This is a genomic window from Mannheimia indoligenes, from assembly GCF_036880405.1.
Lineage (GTDB): Bacteria > Pseudomonadota > Gammaproteobacteria > Enterobacterales > Pasteurellaceae > Mannheimia > Mannheimia indoligenes.
In genome coordinates, this window is sequence record NZ_JBAJJM010000001.1 from 171630 (window position 1) to 188497 (window position 16868).

Consider the following 16868-nt stretch of genomic DNA (forward strand, 5'->3'; position numbering starts at 1 on the left):
GTTTATAACAGATGAAAGTGAAAGAATAAAAGAGTATAAACGCTAGAATAAAGATAACGAATAATATAGAATGGCAACCAATCTTTTATATTTACCTTTAGATAGAAAAAACCGCCCAAAGTGGGCGGTTATAAACCAATACGGTTCAAAATATACAGGAAGTGAAACGAGTAACTTTCGTTACTCCAGTCTAGTTTCCTAGACCAATATGCAAACACAACATCATACTTAAAATTTAGGAATAGAATAAATTCTACGACTATCCATTAAGTATGGAGAATATTTTATTGTTTCTACTTTCAGTCATCAAGCGAATTTTTTTTATTTTAACCATCAGAAAAAATAATGGAATTGCTTTATTTTAGCAGTTAATTATATTTGAAATACTATGAACAGAAAACTTCCACCGCTCAATGCATTAAAAGCATTTGAATCTGCTGCCCGCCATTTGAATTTTACCAAAGCGGCAGAAGATCTCTTTGTAACTCAAGCCGCTGTTAGTCATCAAATTAAGTTATTAGAAGACTTTTTAGGGGCTTCGTTATTTCATCGTCGTAACCGTTTATTAGAATTAACGGAGTTAGGGGCACAATATTTCTATGAGGTACAACCTTTATTGGAACAAATTGCATTAGCAACTGATAAAGTTCGTCAGCAGAGCTGTCGCCAAATTCTGACTATCAGTGTGCCACAAACCTTTGGTATGCACTGGCTAGTGCCACGTTTAGCTGATTTTCACGATAAATACCCGGACATTGAAGTGCGTATTAAAGGTGTGGATCAAGATGAGGGATTACTTGGTAAAGAAACCGATGTAGCCATTTATTATGGTAAAGGCGATTGGCAGGACTTGGAATCTATCCGTTTAACGGAATCTCGCATTGTGATTTTAGCCTCGCCAGAGTATTTATCGAAAAATCGCATTCAGTCGGCAAAAGATTTAGTTGATAAGCATTTGTTACACTCTTCTACTCATAATAAATGGAAAAGAATGGTAGAGCATCTCAATATAGCAGATAAAGTTGATGCAGAAACAGGTTCTATTTTTAGCCATACGTTTATGGTATTACAAGCAGCTATGCACCAGCAAGGTGTAGCGATTGCGAATAAAGTTCTAGCCCAACACGAAATTGAAAAGGGCACGTTAATTGAACCTTTCCCAACGGCATTATTTGATGAGAAATCGTTTTATGTGGTGTATCCATTTCAATCGGCTCAAGTGCCAAAAGTGAAGTTTTTTGTAGAGTGGATACAACAAAAAATGGCAGAATGTGAATAAATTGCCATATTTGCAAATTTTTTGAAAATTTTCACCGCTTGTAGTAATAAAAGGAAGATTATGAAATACCAATGGGTATTATTTGATGCTGATGAAACTTTATTTTCATTTAATTCTTATTTTGGCTTGAAAGCAATGTTAGCTCGTTATCAAATTGATTTCAGCGAGCAAGATTATCAAGATTTCCAAGCCATTAATAAGCCACTTTGGGTTGCTTATCAGAATAATGAAATTACGGCACAAGATATTCAAACACGCCGTTTTGCGAAATTATCGGAACAAACGGGTGTTGAACCATTCAGATTAAACCAAGAATTAATGGCGGAAATGGCGTTGATTAGCCAGCCGTTAGCAGGGGTAGTTGAGACATTAAACGCTTTGTACGGCAAAGTAAAAATGGGCATTATCACCAATGGTTTTACCGAATTACAGCAAAAGCGTTTAGATAATACTCAAACTTCGCATTTTTTTGATATTGTAGTGATTTCAGAGCAGATTGGAGCAGCCAAGCCTGATCGCCAAGTATTTGACTATGCTTTTGCTTTAATGGACGAATTCGATCGCACTAAAGTATTGATGGTGGGCGATACACTCGCTTCTGATATTTTAGGTGGGAATAATTCAGGTATTGATACTTGTTGGCTCAATACACTCAATCTAAAAAATGAAACGAATATCAAGCCAACTTATGAAATTAACACGATTAATCAAATTATTGAGATTGTAGAAGGAACACAGGGATGAAACTACAGCAGCTACGTTACATTGTGGAAATAGTAAATCAGAATTTGAATATTACTGAAGCCGCAGAAGTGCTTTACACTTCTCAACCGGGCATTAGTAAGCAGGTTCGCTTATTAGAAAGTGAGTTGGGGATTAATATTTTTGAACGTAATGGTAAGCACGTTAAAGGATTAACACCTGCGGGCGAGAAAATCGTAGCAATTGCCCGTGAGTTATTGGTTAAAGCTCAGAGTATTAAATCTGTAGCAGAGGAACAAACTCGCCCGAATAAAGGAGTGTTAAGAATTGCGACCACTAATACTCAAGCTCGCTATATGTTGCCTGAAGTCATTGAAAAGTTCAAAGCTCGTTATCCGGAAGTGAGTTTGCATTTGCATCAAGGTTCGCCAAATCAAATTTACGATGCGTTAATGGCAGGCGAGGTGGATTTAGCCATTACTACAGAAGCACAATACTTATTTGAAGAAGCAATATTGCTGCCTTGCTATTGGTGGAATCGTTCAGTTATTGTTAAACCGGATCACCCATTGGCAACTTTTGTGAACCAAAGTCAAAATTTAACTGTCGAAGAACTAGGTAAATATGATTTGATCACCTATACCTTTGGGTTTACGGGGCAATCAGATTTAGATCACGCTTTCAATAAGGAAGGCATTTTGCCAAATATTGTGTTTACCGCAACCGATGCAGATGTGATTAAAACTTATGTCCGTTTAGGTTTAGGGGTCGGAATTATGGCATCAATGGCATATACTGAGGCGGATAAAGATTTAGTCGCAATCAATGCAAGTCATTTATTCCAACCAAGTATGACTCAAATCGCATTTAAACGAGGGACATTCCTTCGTAATTATATGTATGATTTTATTCATTATTTTTCGCCACATTTAACACGAGTGCAAGTGGAGAAAGCAGAACAATTGCGAGATAACAATGCAATCTCAAGATTGTTTGAACGTGTATCTTTAGAGGAGAAGTAGATGAAAATTTGGCAGAAACTTACCACTGTTATTATTGCAACATCAGGGTTAATTTCCACCGCTTACGCAGATAGCTACAATATTAAATATAGCTCAAATTATTTAATGCCAGCCTACATTAACTTCAATAATGGCGGAGGAAAATATAATATTCAAGCTAAAATCAACGTACCTTTGTACAATATTGTATTTACTGCAAAAGGAACAGAAAAAAATGGGCAGTTTGATATGTTAAGTTACCGCGATACGCGTAACGGTAAAACTTATGCAATGGCAGAAATTGATTCTAAAACAGTAAAATATGGAAAAGTAAAAGAGCCATTAAAAGAAGAAGCATTAACAATGCCAACTTATGATTTGTTTACTACCGCATTCCAGCTGAGCTATTACGATAAATTACCAACAAGTTTCCAAACTACGAACGGTAAAAAACTTTATCCAACGCCAAATGTGCAACTACGCAAATCACAAAAAGAAGTAAAATCGGGTGGGAAAACGTATCAAGAAATCACTTATAAGTTTAGAACCAGCGATAAAAAAGATATCACGGTTAAAAAATATGACGGAGAGAAATTCCCACGTTATATTTCCTACAGCCGAGATGGTGATAACTACGAGCTAACCTTCGATGGTTTTGTGAAGTAAAATGTAATTTACAAGCGGTTGATTTTGTAAAATTTTTTGCAAAATCGACCGCTTGCAGATTTTGGATTAGCAAAAAAAATTGATTTGATGTAAACTACTATCCCGTCCTAATAGTTTCTTTTTATGAAAAGAAAACTTATATTCTTAATTTCCAATCAAACTAATCAGCAAAGGCAATAACAATGACAACGAATTATATTTTCGTAACGGGCGGTGTTGTATCTTCTTTAGGTAAAGGTATTGCGGCAGCCTCTCTTGCGTCTATTCTTGAAGCTCGTGGGTTAAATGTAACCATTATGAAGCTCGACCCTTACATCAACGTTGATCCGGGTACAATGAGTCCAACTCAGCACGGCGAAGTGTTTGTAACGGAAGACGGTGCGGAAACCGATTTAGACTTAGGTCATTACGAGCGTTTTATCCGTTCAAAAATGAGCAAGGCGAACAACTTTACGAGCGGTAAAATCTATTCAGAAGTGTTGCGTAAAGAGCGTCGTGGCGACTATTTAGGTGCAACCATTCAAGTTATTCCACACATCACAAATGAAATTAAAGCACGCGTTCTTGAAGGTGGTAAAGGGCGTGATGTAGCTATTGTCGAAGTTGGCGGCACAGTTGGCGATATCGAATCATTGCCATTCTTAGAAGCATTACGCCAATTAGCAGTGGATATCGGGCGTGAGAAAGCCTTATTTATGCACTTAACGCTTGTGCCTTATATTCCAACCGCCGGCGAGGTGAAAACGAAGCCAACCCAACACTCGGTGAAAGAGTTGCTTTCAATCGGTATTCAGCCGGATGTGTTAATTTGCCGTTCAGATCGAGCGATTCCTGAAAATGAGAAGAAAAAAATCGCATTATTCTGTAACGTGCCGGAACGTGCGGTAATTTCACTAAAAGACGTAGATTCCATTTACCGTATTCCTGAATTATTGAAATCACAGGGCTTAGATTCATTTGTATGTGAGCGTTTCCGTTTAGATTGTAAAGAAGCCGACCTTTCAGAGTGGGAGCAAGTGTTATATCGCCAAGCAAACCCAACAGGCGAAGTTACCATCGGTATGGTGGGTAAATATGTTGAGTTGCCGGATGCCTATAAATCAGTCAATGAAGCATTAAAACACGCAGGTTTAACTCATCGTTTAACTGTCAATATTAAATACATCGACTCGCAAGATATTGAAACCAAAGGCACAGAGTTACTTGCCGGCTTAGACGGTATTTTAGTGCCGGGTGGCTTTGGCTATCGTGGGGTGGAAGGCAAAATCCGCACCGCACAATATGCTCGTGAGAACAAGATTCCATACTTAGGTATCTGTTTAGGTATGCAGATTGCCTTAATTGAATATGCACGTAATGTGGCTGGTTTAACCGAAGCAAATTCTTCTGAATTTGATAAAGATTGCTCACAACCTGTTATCGGCTTAATTACGGAGTGGCAAGATGCCGATGGCAATGTAGAAACACGAACAGATGAGTCAGATTTAGGTGGCACAATGCGTTTAGGTTCGCAACAATGCCACTTAATTGAGGGTTCTAAAGCCCGTGAATTGTACGGAGCAGAAACGATTGAAGAGCGTCATCGCCACCGTTATGAAGTAAATAATAATTTATTACCTCAAATCGAAGCGGCAGGCTTAAAAGTAACGGGCTTATCAGCGGATCGTAAATTAGTGGAAATTATTGAAGTACCAAACCACCCGTGGTTTGTAGCGGCTCAATTCCACCCTGAATTTACATCAACCCCGCGTGATGGACACCCATTATTTGCCGGTTTTGTAAAAGCAGCTAAAGATTATCAAGACAGCCGTATGGCTTAATTGAATTTTACAAGCGGTCGTCTTTTGTAAAAAATTTGCAAAAAATAACCGCTTGTGAATGACAAGATTTAAAAAGGATAAATCAAATTGATTTATCCTTTTTATCATTCTAGTAGTAAGAGTGTTCGCCGTGTTGATGCTCGGTAATATCTTTTACACCAACCAATTCATCAGGGAATTGCATTAAGAGTTGCTTTTCAATCCCTTCTTTTAAAGTTACATCAACCATTGAGCAACCATTACAGCCACCACCAAATTGTAGAATAGCGTATTTATCTTCGGTTACTTCAATTAAGGTTACTTTACCACCGTGGCTGGCGAGTTGGGGATTTACCTGAGTTTGAATAACATAATCTAAACGCTCAATGAAAGGGGCATCATCAGCTACTTTACGCATTTTAGCGTTAGGAGCTTTGAGGGTTAGCTGTGAACCCATTGGATCAGTTACATAATCAATTTCCGCTTCATCAAGAAACGGTAAACTCACATCATCAATAAAGGCGGAAAATTGGTCAAAAGTAAATTCAGTATCGGTTTCTTCTACCGCATTTGGTGGGCAGTAAGATACTCCACATTCTGCACCGGGCGTACCGGGATTTACCACAAAAATGCGGATATTTGTGCCTTCTTCTTGTTGCTCTAAGAGTCTTGTAAAGTGGGCTTGTGCCGCATCTGAAATTGAAATATGAATAGTTTGTTCTTCCATTTTATCTTGTCCTGTAATTAAAATATTTTACAAAATCTATCAACTATTTTACGCCTGAATTTGATAATTGCCTAGCTAAAAAAATTTTTGCAAATTATTAACAAAAATTAACCGCTTGTGCTGAAAGATGCTTAACTATTTTGGGTTATCTTTTGGTAATGTGCTGTGGAAATCTTGATTTATTTCAAATTTTAGCAGGGGAAAAGAGAAAAATTGAGGGGTTTTTCTAGCCATAAGGGGCGGTTTTTAGGTAAAATAGCAGGATTATTTTTTATTAACCTTTTGTTACAAAAATTAGACAAAGGCAAAAAACAGATTTGAGAACTTAATGTGGCGTTTAAAAATAAGTGGGGGAATTCGTTTATTTTTAAATTAGCTGCGGCTCAATAGAAGCGATTGCGTGATACGCAATCATATTTTTAACCCAAAAGAAAAGTAGTGCAAACAATATGATTACAATCAAAAAAGGCTTAGATCTCCCAATTGCGGGACAACCTGAGCAAGTAATCCATAACGGGAATACCGTTACTGAAGTTGCTATGCTTGGTGAAGAATATGTGGGTATGCGTCCTTCAATGAAGGTGCGTGAAGGTGATGTAGTGAAGAAAGGTCAAGTTCTTTTTGAAGATAAAAAGAATCCGGGCGTGTTATTTACTGCTCCTGCAAGCGGAACCGTTACGGCAATCAACCGTGGCGAAAAACGCGTTCTTCAATCGGTAGTAATTAAAGTTGAGGGTGATGAGCAAATTACCTTTGCTCGTTATGAAGCTGCTCAATTAGCTTCATTAACTTCAGAGCAAGTCAAACAAAACTTAGTAGAATCAGGCTTATGGACAGCATTCCGTACTCGTCCGTTTAGCAAAGTGCCTGCATTAGATGCAAATCCTTCATCTATTTTTGTCAATGCAATGGATACCAATCCACTTGCGGCAAATCCTGAAGTGATTATCGCAGAACATCAGCAAGCTTTCTTTGACGGTTTAACAGTGTTAAGTCGTTTATTTGAAGGTAAAAAGACAATTCACCTTTGTGGTGCAGCTGATTCTAATATTTTAAATGCGGCACAAAGCCGTCAAATCCAAAATGTGGAAACCAACCGTTTCAAAGGTCCGCACCCGGCTGGTCTTGCCGGTACGCATATTCACTTTATTGATCCAGTTGGTGCAACTAAACAGGTTTGGTATTTAAACTATCAAGATGTGATTGCCATTGGTAAATTATTCACTACCGGTGAGTTATTTACCGATCGTGTGGTTGCTTTAGCCGGTCCGCAAGTGAAAAATCCACGTTTAGTCCGTACCCGTTTAGGTGCTAATCTTTCTCAGCTTACTGCAAATGAATTAAACGCAGGCGAAAACCGTGTGATTTCGGGTTCTGTATTAAGTGGTGCAACGGCTACAGGCGTTCACGATTACTTAGGTCGCTACGCGTTACAAGTTTCTGCGTTGTTAGAAGGTCGTGAGAAAGCTTTCTTTGGTATGATCGCACCTTATGCAGATAAATACTCCATCACTCGTACAACCTTAGGTCATTTTGCGAAGAAATTATTTAATTTCACTACCGCAGTGCACGGTAGTGAGCGTGCAATGGTGCCAACAGGTGCTTATGAGCGTGTAATGCCGTTGGATATTATTCCAACTTTATTACTCCGTGATTTGGCTGCAGGCGATACTGACTCTGCACAAGCATTAGGCTGTTTAGAGTTAGACGAAGAAGATTTAGCGTTATGTACTTTTGTGTGCTCAGGGAAAAACAACTGGGGACCATTATTACGCCAAGCGTTAGATAAGATCGAGAAGGATGGTTAAAAATGGGTTTGAAAAATCTTTTTGAAAAAATGGAACCCGCTTTCCATAAAGGTGGAAAGTATGAAAAATGGTACACGCTTTTTGAGGCGGCATACACCATTTTCTATACGCCGGGTACAGTAACTCGCAAAGATGCCCACGTGCGTGATGCGATTGACTCTAAGCGTATGATGTTAATTGTATGGTTGGCATTATTCCCTGCGATGTTCTACGGTATGTATAACGTGGGTGCACAAGGCATTTTAGCTGCACTTAAAATGGGTACATTATCTGATTTAATTGCTAACAACTGGCACTATAGCTTGGCTGATAGTTTAGGCTCAGTTCAAGATGCAGGTTGGGGAACCAAAATGTTATTGGGTGCAACTTATTTCCTACCAATCTACTTGACCGTATTTGCAGTCGGTGGTTTCTGGGAAGTTGTGTTTGCAATGGTGCGTAAGCACGAAATTAACGAAGGCTTCTTTGTAACCTCTATCTTGCTTGCACTTATCGTTCCTCCAACATTACCGCTTTGGCAAGCTGCACTTGCAACGACTTTCGGTGTTGTTGTGGCAAAAGAAGTGTTTGGTGGTGTAGGTAAAAACTTTATGAACCCTGCCTTAGCGGGTCGTGCATTCCTATTCTTCGCATACCCGGGTCAAATTTCCGGTGATGCTGTATGGGTTGCGGCAGATGGCTTCTCAGGTGCAACAGCACTTTCTCAATGGGCTGTAGGTGGACAAGGTGCATTAAAACACGTTGCAACAGGCGAAACGATCACTTGGATGGATGCATTTTTAGGTAATATCCCGGGTTCAATCGGCGAAACTTCTACCCTAATGTTGATCATCGGTGCGGCAATTATTGTCTTTGCTCGCATTGCATCGTGGAGAATCATCGCAGGTGTAATGGTTGGTATGGCTGCAACGGCAACATTATTTAATGTTATCGGCTCAGATACAAACCCATTATTCTCAATGCCTTGGCACTGGCACTTAGTTTTAGGTGGTTTTGCATTAGGTATGTTCTTTATGGCAACCGATCCTGTTTCTGCTGCATTTACCAACAAAGGTAAATGGGCTTACGGTATCTTGATTGGCTTTATGTGCGTTTTAATCCGTGTAGTGAATCCGGCATACCCAGAGGGTATGATGTTAGCGATCTTATTTGCTAACTTATTTGCTCCGATCTTCGACTACTTAGTGGTTAAAGGCAATATCAAACGCAGATTAGCGAGGGTAGCAAACAATGGCTAAATTTAATAAAGATAGCGTTGGTGGCACACTAACCGTTGTAGTTCTATTAAGTTTGATCTGTTCTCTTATCGTAGCAGGTGCTGCGGTGTTGTTAAAACCAACGCAAGATATTCAGAAACAGCTTGATAAACAGAAAAATATCTTACAAGCGGCCGGTTTAATGCAAGAAAAAACTAACGTGCAAGAAACCTATGCCAAATTTATTGAGCCGAAAATCGTTGATTTAGCAACAGGTGATTATGTTGAAGGTATTCAAAACTTTGATGCTCGTGCAGCAGCGAAAGATCCGGAAACCAGTGTTGCAATTAATCCGGCTGATGATAAAGCAAACATCAAAGTGCGTGCAAAATATGCTGAAGTTTACTTAGTAAAAGATGAAGCAGGTAAAACAACGCAAGTTGTATTACCAATGCACGGTAATGGTTTGTGGTCAATTATGTACGGTTTTGTAGCGGTTCAACCAGATGCAAACACAGTAAATGGTATTACTTACTATGAACAAGGTGAAACTGCGGGTCTTGGTGGCGAAATTGCTAACCCAAACTGGCAAAAGAACTTTGTAGGCAAAAAATTATTCAATGAGAACAATGAAGTTGCTTTAAGAGTAGGTAAAGGGGCATCAGCAGATAAAGATCACGGTGTGGATGGTTTATCTGGTGCGACATTAACCTCAAACGGTGTTGATGGCTCATTCAAATACTGGTTTGGTCAAAACGGCTTTGGTCCATATTTAGCAAAATTTAAAGCAGCAATGGGAGCTAACTAATGGCAGACAATAACAATCTTAAAAAATTATTGTTATCGCCTATCGCAGATAACAACCCAATTGCATTACAGATCTTAGGTATCTGTTCTGCACTTGCGGTAACTACTCAATTACAAACGGCAGTAGTAATGGCGATTGCGGTAAGTTTAGTAACCGCATTCTCAAGTATGTTCATTTCAATGATCCGTAACTATATCCCAAATAGTATTCGTATCATTGTACAAATGGCAATTATTGCATCACTTGTAATTTTGGTAGACCAAATTTTACGAGCTTATGCTTACGACCTATCAAAACAATTATCGGTATTCGTTGGTTTGATTATTACTAACTGTATCGTAATGGGGCGTGCAGAAGCATTCGCAATGAAATCAGGTCCGGTTGAAAGCTTTGTTGATGGTATCGGTAACGGTTTAGGTTACGGAGCAATGTTAATCATTGTGGCATTTTTACGTGAATTAATCGGTTCAGGTAAAATTTTCGGTATCACTATTCTTGAAACTGTACAAAATGGCGGTTGGTATCAAGCAAATGGCTTATTCTTATTAGCACCAAGTGCGTTCTTTATCATCGGATTTGTAATCTGGGGTATTAGAACGTGGAAACCGGAACAAGTGGAGAAATAAGATGGAACAACTTCTTAGTATCTTTGTTAAGTCCGTATTTATTGAAAATATGGCACTTTCTTTCTTCCTTGGTATGTGTACATTCCTTGCGGTGTCTAAGAAAGTTTCGACAGCTTTTGGTTTAGGTATTGCGGTAATCGTAGTATTAGGTATTTCCGTACCGGCTAACCAATTAGTTTACACTCACGTTTTAAAAGACGGTGCACTTGTTGAAGGTGTGGATTTAAGTTTCTTAAACTTCATTACATTCATCGGTGTGATTGCGGCACTTGTTCAAATTCTAGAAATGGTATTGGATAAGTTCTTCCCAGCATTATACAGTGCATTAGGTATCTTCTTACCACTTATCACGGTAAACTGTGCGATCTTCGGTGGTGTATCATTTATGGTACAACGCGAATATAACTTCGTAGAATCTGTGGTATATGGTGTTGGTGCCGGTACAGGCTGGATGTTAGCTATCGTAGCACTTGCAGGTTTAACCGAGAAAATGAAATATTCCGATGTTCCAGCAGGTTTACGTGGTTTAGGTATTACTTTCATCACAGTAGGCTTAATGGCGTTAGGCTTTATGTCGTTCTCAGGCATTCAATTATAAGGAGCATATCGTGGATAGTAATTTTATTTTCGGTATTATCGCATTTACGGCTCTGGTATTAGTGCTTGCGGTGATTATCCTTTTCGCTAAATCTAAATTAGTAGATTCAGGCGACATCACAATATCAATTAACAACGACCCGGAAAAAGGCATTACCTTACCGGCTGGCGGAAAATTACTCGGTGCTTTAGCGAGCAAAGGGATTTTCGTTTCATCAGCTTGTGGTGGCGGTGGCTCTTGTGGTCAATGTAAAGTACAGGTGAAATCAGGCGGTGGCGAAATTCTACCAACTGAGTTATCTCACATCTCGAAGAAAGAAGCGAAAGAAGGCTGGCGTTTAGCTTGCCAAGTAAACGTAAAATCTTCAATGGATGTTGAATTACCTGAAGAAATCTTTGGTGTGAAAAAATGGCAATGTACTGTTATTTCTAACGACAACAAAGCGACTTTCATCAAAGAGCTTAAATTGGCAATTCCTGAAGGCGAAGAAGTACCATTCCGTGCCGGTGGTTATATCCAAATTGAAGCGGAGCCACACACAGTTAATTATAAAGACTTCGATATTCCAAAAGAGTACCACGAAGACTGGGATAAATTTAACTTATGGCGTTATGTGTCAAAAGTGGACGAGCATATTATCCGTGCTTACTCAATGGCTTCATACCCAGAAGAGAAAGGCATTATTATGCTAAACGTGCGTATCGCAACGCCTCCACCTCGTAATCCAGACGTACCGCCGGGTCAAATGTCATCTTACATTTGGTCATTAAAAGCAGGTGATAAAGTAACGATTTCAGGTCCATTCGGTGAATTCTTCGCGAAAGATACCGACAACGAAATGGTATTTATCGGTGGTGGTGCAGGTATGGCACCAATGCGTTCACATATTTTCGACCAATTAAAACGTCTAAAATCAAAACGCAAAATGACCTTCTGGTACGGTGCTCGTTCAGAGCGTGAAATGTTCTACACCGAAGACTTCGATATGCTTCAAGCAGAAAACGAAAACTTCAAATGGTATGTGGCACTTTCTGACCCATTACCGGGCGACCGTGAAGACTACTACCGTGGCTTCATTCACAATGTGCTTTATGAAAATTACCTCAAAAATCATGAAGCACCTGAAGACTGCGAATACTATATGTGTGGTCCACCGGTGATGAATGCTGCCGTAATCGGTATGTTGAAGAGTTTAGGTGTTGAAGACGAAAACATCTTATTAGATGACTTCGGTGGTTAATCCTTAACTTCCACATAATGACAAGCGGTGCGTTTTGCAGAATTTTTTGCAAAATGCACCGCTTGATTTAGTTCATATCATCAAGTTTCTCTTTAAGGAATTTAATAATATGAATTGTAGGGGAATGGAATGATATTCACCCTAGATATAAAAATGGGCAAAAGTTATGCCCTAATGGAGTTCTTGTGAAATTAAAAAAAGTGCTGTATTTTGCCATCTTTTCGCTATTTTTAACTGCCTGTGAAAAAGCTCCCGAGCAAATTACCCTACAAGGTAAAACGATGGGAACGACTTACACTGTCAAGTATATTGATAATGGTGAGGTTAAAAGCTTAGCTAATCCCGAAAAAATAAAGAGTGAGTTAGACGGATTATTGGTAGAAGTGAACAACCAAATGTCTACTTACCAGCAGAATTCTGAAATTAGCCGCTTCAATCAGTTAAAAGAAGCTAATCAAGCGGTCGAAATTTCGCAAGATTTTGCAAAAGTAGTGGCGGAAGCAGTACGCTTAAACAAAATGACAGAAGGAGCATTAGATGTTACTGTTGGACCTTTGGTTAATTTATGGGGTTTTGGACCCGATAAACGCTTAAATAAAGTCCCTTCTGATGAACAGATTAAAGAGCGTTCTAGTTATGTGGGAATTGATAAAATTAGCCTAAAAACAGACGGTAAGCCAATGCTCACTAAGAGCGAGCCTAATCTTTATTTAGATTTATCCTCTATTGCGAAAGGTTTTGGAGTAGATAAATTGGCGGAACATCTTGAAAAAATAGGTTTGAGCAACTACTTAGTTGAAATTGGTGGTGAGTTGCGTGGCAAAGGCAAAAATTTACAAGGTTTAGATTGGCGAATTGCGATTGAACAGCCTATAATGGAGCAAGCACAATCTGTACAAATTACCGTGCCTTTACATAATTTAGGAATGGCAACATCGGGCAATTACCGTAATTATTTTGAAGATGAAAATGGCAACCGCCTTTCACATATTATTGACCCAAAAAAATTAAGCCCGGTGAGCCACAACTTAGCTTCAATTACCGTCCTTGCCCCAACAACGATGACGGCAGACGGGTTATCAACAGGTTTATTTGTATTGGGAGCAGAAAAAGCGTTAGCCCTTGCAGAACGTGAAAAATTAGCGATATTTTTAATTGTTAAAAGCGGCGACAAGTTTGAAACACAAATGTCGAGCGAATTTAAAAAACTAACTCAATCACAATAGTTGGAGTGGAAAAATGGAAACTGTATTATTAACTTTCGGATTTTTTGTTGCCGTGATTTTTGCAATGTCGATAGGCTTTATTGTAAAAGGCAAAACTATTAAAGGCAGTTGTGGTGGTATTACCGCTTTAGGTATGAAAAAAATGTGCGATTGTGAAGAACCGTGCGATAACTTAAAGTCAAAAATTGCAGACGGCACGGCAGATCCTGAAGAAGTGGCACGTTTTAATAAAGAGCCACAGTTTTACGAAGTGAAGTAATTTATTTTCACACGCTAAATTTTACTATCTATATAAGCGGTACGATTTGCAAAATTTTTTGCAAATTTAACCGCTTGTTGCTTTTATAACTAACCAAATGTGCTTCGCCTTAACCGAAGTTACGGGAGATTTATGACAACTCAATTAACCTCAAAAACTTACGACACCCATTTCCCTCAACTTACTCCTGAACAGCTGGCTGAAAATGGTCGCAAAAAAGTGATTATCGGAATGTCAGGTGGAGTGGACTCCTCCGTCTCCGCTTTTATCCTTCAACAACAAGGCTATCAAGTGGAAGGCTTGTTTATGAAAAACTGGGAAGAAGATGATGACACCGATTACTGCACTGCTGCTGCTGATTTGGCAGACGCTCAAGCGGTTGCCGATAAGCTCGGAATGAAACTGCATAAAATTAATTTTGCGGCAGAATATTGGGATAATGTGTTTGAATATTTCCTTGCAGAGTATAAAGCAGGACGTACGCCAAACCCCGATATTTTGTGTAATAAAGAGATCAAATTCAAAGCCTTTTTGGAATATGCGGCAGAAGATCTTGGGGCGAACTATATTGCCACAGGGCATTATGTTCGCCGTAGTGGAGATGATCAAAACGCAAAATTATTGCGTGGTTTAGATGAAAATAAAGATCAGAGCTATTTTTTATATGCCATCAATAAAAAGCAAGTTGGTCAAAGCTTGTTCCCGGTGGGCGAAATTGAAAAGCCGATTGTGCGAGCGATTGCGGAAGATTTAGGATTGGCAACGGCGAAGAAAAAGGATTCTACGGGGATCTGCTTTATCGGTGAACGTAAATTTAAAGATTTCTTGGCTCGCTACCTGCCAGCTCAACCGGGAGAAATTCGCACTGTTGATGGTAAAGTAGTTGGTCGCCACGATGGTTTAATGTATCACACTCTCGGTCAGCGTAAAGGCTTAGGTATTGGCGGTGTGAAAGGCTTGAGTGAAGATCCATTTTATGTGGTAGAAAAGGATCTTATTAATAATGTTCTGGTGGTTGCTCAAGGGCACGATAATTCAGCACTACTTTCAACAGGTTTAATTGCAAAGCAGCTCACTTGGGTAGATATGCAGCCACTACGTGAAAATTTACGTTGTACAGTGAAAACTCGCTATCGTCAGGCTGATATTCCGTGTGAAATTCAAGTGATTGATGATGAAACTATTCGAGTGATATTTGATGAGCCACAAATTGCGGTAACGCCTGGGCAATCTGCCGTGTTTTATTTAGGCGAAGTTTGCTTAGGTGGTGGAATTATTGAAGAACAACTAAAATAGTTGTAAATAAATATTGAAATATTTTGCATATTTATGCAAAATAGAGGGAAATTAAGGCGGTAAAACGCCTTTTTCATTTTGGCTAAATACAAAAAGAATATACAAGGAATACACTATGGCTCTTTGGGGTGGACGTTTCACACAACAAGCAGATGCAAAATTTAAATATTTTAATGACTCACTACGTTTTGACTACCGCTTGGCAATCCAAGATATCGAAGGTTCTATCGGCTGGGCGAAAGCGATTACTTCGGTGGGTATCTTAACTGAAAGTGAATTAGAGCAATTAATCGCAGCACTTAACGAAGTTCGAGCAGAAGTAGAATCAAACCTTGCCATTATTTTAAAAGATGATGCGGAAGATATTCATAGCTGGGTAGAATCTAAACTAATCGAAAAAGTAGGCGATTTAGGCAAAAAACTTCATACAGGGCGTAGCCGTAACGACCAAGTAGCGGTGGATATTAAAATGTGGTGCAAAGTGCAAGCTGTCGCCTTACAAGAGCGTATTCGTGCTTTACAAGAACGTTTGGTATCTGTCGCGGATGAAAACCAAGGCTCAGTAATGCCGGGTTACACTCATTTACAACGTGCTCAACCTGTTACTTTTGCTCATTGGTGTATGGCTTATTATGAAATGCTTGAGCGTGATTTCAGCCGTTTAGCCGATGCCAATAAACGTATGAGCACTTGTCCGCTTGGTTCGGGAGCCTTGGCTGGTACGGCTTATGGTATTGATCGTGATCTACTTGCCCGTGATTTAGGCTTTGAAGAAGCCACACGTAATAGTTTAGATAGTGTGTCGGACCGAGATCATATTTTGGAACTGCTTTCAACGGCTTCAATCAGTATGGTGCATTTATCTCGCTTTGCGGAAGATCTAATTATTTTCAACAGCGGTGAATCGGGTTTCCTTGAAATGTCTGATCGCGTAACCTCTGGTTCATCGTTAATGCCACAGAAGAAAAACCCGGATGCTTGCGAGCTCATTCGTGGTAAATCAGGACGTGTATTTGGGGCATTAACAGGGCTTTTGACCACGTTAAAAGGTTTACCGCTGGCTTATAACAAAGATATGCAAGAAGATAAAGAGGGTATTTTTGATGCGTTAGAAACGTGGCAGGCTTGCTTAGAAATTGCAGAATTGGTGTTGGTGGATATTCAAGTAAATACTGAACGTACGCGTGAAGCGGCTCAGCAAGGTTATGCGAATGCGACAGAATTAGCCGATTATTTAGTTGCGAAAGGCGTACCATTCCGTGAAGCACATCATATTGTGGGCGAAGCGGTCGTGTATGCAATCAGCAAAAAAGAGCCGCTTGAGGCACTCAGCATTAGCGAGTTCCAGCAATTCCATCACACAATTAATGATGATGTTTACCCGATTTTGTCATTAGAATCTTGCTTAGAAAAACGTTGTGCCAAAGGTGGGGTAAATCCACAACGTGTGGCAGAAGCGATTGCAGCTGCAAAAGCTTCGTTAGCTTCTTAATTATTTTTAGATACAAGCGGTCGTATTTTTAACAAAATTTGCAAAAAATTTTGTAAATATGACCGCTTACACATTTAATTTTCAAATTTTTGCTCGTTAAGATTGCAAAATGGGCATTACCTCTTTAAACTTTCGAATAATTTTT

16 protein-coding genes are annotated in these 16868 nt (G+C 39.3%); 15 read left to right on the forward strand and 1 reads right to left on the reverse strand.

The features are described 5' to 3' along the window. Nucleotides 1-388: 388 nt before the first annotated feature. The 5 genes from V6W77_RS00925 (at nt 389) to pyrG (ending at nt 5468) form a co-directional block, all read left to right on the forward strand. Entirely contained in the window at nt 389-1279 is an 891-nt protein-coding gene (locus V6W77_RS00925; protein WP_025236583.1) for a transcriptional regulator GcvA, read from the forward strand. Between the two features lie 60 nt (nt 1280-1339). After that, complete coding sequence (yjjG, locus tag V6W77_RS00930) at nt 1340-2023, forward strand: pyrimidine 5'-nucleotidase (RefSeq protein ID WP_334233265.1); 684 nt, start codon at nt 1340-1342, stop codon at nt 2021-2023. Next, the gene (cysB, locus tag V6W77_RS00935) at nt 2020-3003 is read left to right on the forward strand and encodes an HTH-type transcriptional regulator CysB (protein ID WP_283386323.1); all 984 of its coding nucleotides are present in this window, start codon (nt 2020-2022) and stop codon (nt 3001-3003) included. The genes yjjG and cysB overlap by 4 nt, the downstream gene beginning before the upstream one ends. Further along, nucleotides 3004-3648, forward strand: a complete 645-nt coding sequence (locus tag V6W77_RS00940; protein ID WP_025236580.1) for a hypothetical protein — start codon at nt 3004-3006, stop codon at nt 3646-3648. A 182-nt stretch (nt 3649-3830) separates the two neighbouring features. Next, nucleotides 3831-5468: a glutamine hydrolyzing CTP synthase gene (gene pyrG / locus V6W77_RS00945; RefSeq protein ID WP_334253512.1), complete on the forward strand. Its 1638-nt coding sequence runs from the start codon at nt 3831-3833 to the stop codon at nt 5466-5468. 109 nt (nt 5469-5577) lie between these two features. On the opposite strand, the gene nfuA is transcribed toward pyrG, so the two are convergent. Continuing rightward, entirely contained in the window at nt 5578-6174 is a 597-nt protein-coding gene (gene nfuA, locus V6W77_RS00950) for a Fe-S biogenesis protein NfuA (protein ID WP_025236578.1), read from the reverse strand. Between the two features lie 449 nt (nt 6175-6623). Here nfuA and V6W77_RS00955 point away from each other — a divergent pair, with 449 nt between their 5' ends. From V6W77_RS00955 to argH, 10 genes are all read left to right on the forward strand, one after another. Then, nucleotides 6624-7982 (forward strand): Na(+)-translocating NADH-quinone reductase subunit A, encoded by a 1359-nt coding sequence (locus tag V6W77_RS00955; RefSeq protein WP_334228824.1) that lies wholly within the window; start codon nt 6624-6626, stop codon nt 7980-7982. Nucleotides 7983-7984: 2 nt separating this feature from the next. Next, on the forward strand, nt 7985-9220 hold the full coding sequence (locus V6W77_RS00960) for an NADH:ubiquinone reductase (Na(+)-transporting) subunit B (protein WP_334253513.1): 1236 nt from the start codon (nt 7985-7987) through the stop codon (nt 9218-9220). After that, nucleotides 9213-9986 (forward strand): Na(+)-translocating NADH-quinone reductase subunit C, encoded by a 774-nt coding sequence (locus V6W77_RS00965; RefSeq protein ID WP_334235809.1) that lies wholly within the window; start codon nt 9213-9215, stop codon nt 9984-9986. Before V6W77_RS00960 ends, V6W77_RS00965 begins: the two co-directional genes overlap by 8 nt. After that, on the forward strand, nt 9986-10612 hold the full coding sequence (locus V6W77_RS00970) for an NADH:ubiquinone reductase (Na(+)-transporting) subunit D (RefSeq protein ID WP_025236574.1): 627 nt from the start codon (nt 9986-9988) through the stop codon (nt 10610-10612). Before V6W77_RS00965 ends, V6W77_RS00970 begins: the two co-directional genes overlap by 1 nt. A gap of 1 nt (nt 10613) precedes the next feature. Continuing rightward, nucleotides 10614-11210, forward strand: coding sequence for an NADH:ubiquinone reductase (Na(+)-transporting) subunit E (gene nqrE, locus V6W77_RS00975; RefSeq protein ID WP_334233272.1), 597 nt, complete (start codon nt 10614-10616; stop codon nt 11208-11210). Between the two features lie 10 nt (nt 11211-11220). After that, complete coding sequence (gene nqrF / locus V6W77_RS00980; RefSeq protein WP_334228826.1) at nt 11221-12450, forward strand: NADH:ubiquinone reductase (Na(+)-transporting) subunit F; 1230 nt, start codon at nt 11221-11223, stop codon at nt 12448-12450. 185 nt (nt 12451-12635) lie between these two features. Next, nucleotides 12636-13676 carry an FAD:protein FMN transferase gene (locus tag V6W77_RS00985; protein ID WP_334253514.1) on the forward strand — a complete coding sequence of 347 codons (1041 nt, stop codon included), beginning with the start codon at nt 12636-12638 and terminating at the stop codon, nt 13674-13676. Nucleotides 13677-13689: 13 nt separating this feature from the next. Next, complete coding sequence (gene nqrM, locus V6W77_RS00990; RefSeq protein WP_006250397.1) at nt 13690-13935, forward strand: (Na+)-NQR maturation NqrM; 246 nt, start codon at nt 13690-13692, stop codon at nt 13933-13935. A gap of 132 nt (nt 13936-14067) precedes the next feature. Further along, entirely contained in the window at nt 14068-15231 is a 1164-nt protein-coding gene (gene mnmA, locus V6W77_RS00995; protein WP_334253515.1) for a tRNA 2-thiouridine(34) synthase MnmA, read from the forward strand. Between the two features lie 115 nt (nt 15232-15346). Further along, nucleotides 15347-16723: an argininosuccinate lyase gene (argH, locus tag V6W77_RS01000; protein ID WP_334253516.1), complete on the forward strand. Its 1377-nt coding sequence runs from the start codon at nt 15347-15349 to the stop codon at nt 16721-16723. Nucleotides 16724-16868 lie beyond the last annotated feature (145 nt).

Bases quoted from the DNA above. Each gene is read 5' to 3' on its own strand.
- yjjG (WP_334233265.1), top strand. From the start codon at position 1,340: ATGAAATACCAATGGGTATTATTTGATGCTGATGAAACTTTATTTTCA.
- pyrG (WP_334253512.1), top strand. From the start codon at position 3,831: ATGACAACGAATTATATTTTCGTAACGGGCGGTGTTGTATCTTCTTTA.
- V6W77_RS00960 (WP_334253513.1), top strand. From the start codon at position 7,985: ATGGGTTTGAAAAATCTTTTTGAAAAAATGGAACCCGCTTTCCATAAA.
- nqrM (WP_006250397.1), top strand. From the start codon at position 13,690: ATGGAAACTGTATTATTAACTTTCGGATTTTTTGTTGCCGTGATTTTT.
- nfuA (WP_025236578.1), bottom strand. From the start codon at position 6,174: ATGGAAGAACAAACTATTCATATTTCAATTTCAGATGCGGCACAAGCC.
- V6W77_RS00970 (WP_025236574.1), top strand. From the start codon at position 9,986: ATGGCAGACAATAACAATCTTAAAAAATTATTGTTATCGCCTATCGCA.
- cysB (WP_283386323.1), top strand. From the start codon at position 2,020: ATGAAACTACAGCAGCTACGTTACATTGTGGAAATAGTAAATCAGAAT.
- V6W77_RS00955 (WP_334228824.1), top strand. From the start codon at position 6,624: ATGATTACAATCAAAAAAGGCTTAGATCTCCCAATTGCGGGACAACCT.
- V6W77_RS00940 (WP_025236580.1), top strand. From the start codon at position 3,004: ATGAAAATTTGGCAGAAACTTACCACTGTTATTATTGCAACATCAGGG.
- mnmA (WP_334253515.1), top strand. From the start codon at position 14,068: ATGACAACTCAATTAACCTCAAAAACTTACGACACCCATTTCCCTCAA.
- nqrE (WP_334233272.1), top strand. From the start codon at position 10,614: ATGGAACAACTTCTTAGTATCTTTGTTAAGTCCGTATTTATTGAAAAT.
- V6W77_RS00925 (WP_025236583.1), top strand. From the start codon at position 389: ATGAACAGAAAACTTCCACCGCTCAATGCATTAAAAGCATTTGAATCT.
- V6W77_RS00965 (WP_334235809.1), top strand. From the start codon at position 9,213: ATGGCTAAATTTAATAAAGATAGCGTTGGTGGCACACTAACCGTTGTA.
- argH (WP_334253516.1), top strand. From the start codon at position 15,347: ATGGCTCTTTGGGGTGGACGTTTCACACAACAAGCAGATGCAAAATTT.